Source organism: Staphylococcus sp. EG-SA-2 (assembly GCF_017152085.1).
Genome location: NZ_JACYHC010000909.1, coordinates 1 through 987, shown reverse-complemented (window position 1 = coordinate 987; position 987 = coordinate 1). Strand labels below are relative to the sequence as shown.

Annotated in this window: 1 protein-coding gene; it reads left to right on the top strand. The window is 36.0% G+C overall.

Annotated features, from left to right (window positions below; genetic code table 11):
- Positions 1 to 968: SMP-30/gluconolactonase/LRE family protein (locus IDG60_RS27680; RefSeq protein ID WP_206160916.1), on the top strand; the 968-nt coding region annotated here is incomplete at its 5' end.
- Positions 969 to 987: the final 19 nt, after the last annotated feature.

Below are 987 nucleotides of genomic sequence, written 5' to 3'. Positions count from 1 at the left end.
CACAACAAGATTTACCTACATTATTTTATAGCGGGAAGTCCAATAGTGCTGTTCCAATTATATCTGAAAGTGAATTACAAACAATTACAGCTGAACCATGGCTTGAAATTTCCAAAAAAGGATTGCAACTAGAAGGATTGAACTTTGATCGGCAGGGACAACTCTTTTTATTGGATGTATTCGAAGGCAATATTTTCAAAATCAATCCTGAAACGAAGGAAATCAAACGACCTTTTGTAAGTCACAAAGCGAATCCTGCAGCAATCAAAATACATAAAGATGGCCGATTATTCGTTTGTTATTTAGGAGATTTTAAATCTACAGGAGGCATTTTTGCAGCTACAGAAAATGGTGACAACTTACAAGATATTATTGAAGATCTTTCAACAGCATATTGTATTGATGACATGGTATTTGATTCTAAAGGTGGATTTTATTTTACAGATTTTAGAGGATACTCTACCAATCCACTAGGAGGCGTTTATTATGTTTCGCCGGACTTTAGAACAGTGACGCCTATCATTCAAAATATTAGCGTAGCAAATGGTATTGCTTTAAGTACAGATGAAAAAGTACTATGGGTAACAGAAACTACAGCCAATCGATTACATCGCATTGCACTTGAAGATGATGGTGTGACGATACAACCATTTGGAGCTACTATACCGTACTATTTTACAGGTCATGAAGGACCAGACTCATGTTGTATTGATAGTGACGATAATTTATACGTAGCAATGTATGGTCAAGGTCGAGTGTTAGTTTTTAATAAAAGGGGTTATCCAATAGGACAAATATTGATACCAGGCCGAGATGAAGGGCATATGTTACGTTCTACTCATCCGCAATTTATACCTGGAACAAATCAACTCATCATTTGTTCCAATGATATAGAAATGGGCGGAGGATCTATGCTTTATACAGTTAATGGCTTTGCAAAAGGTCATCAAAGTTTTCAGTTTCAATAAGACCTACCTGAATGAAAGG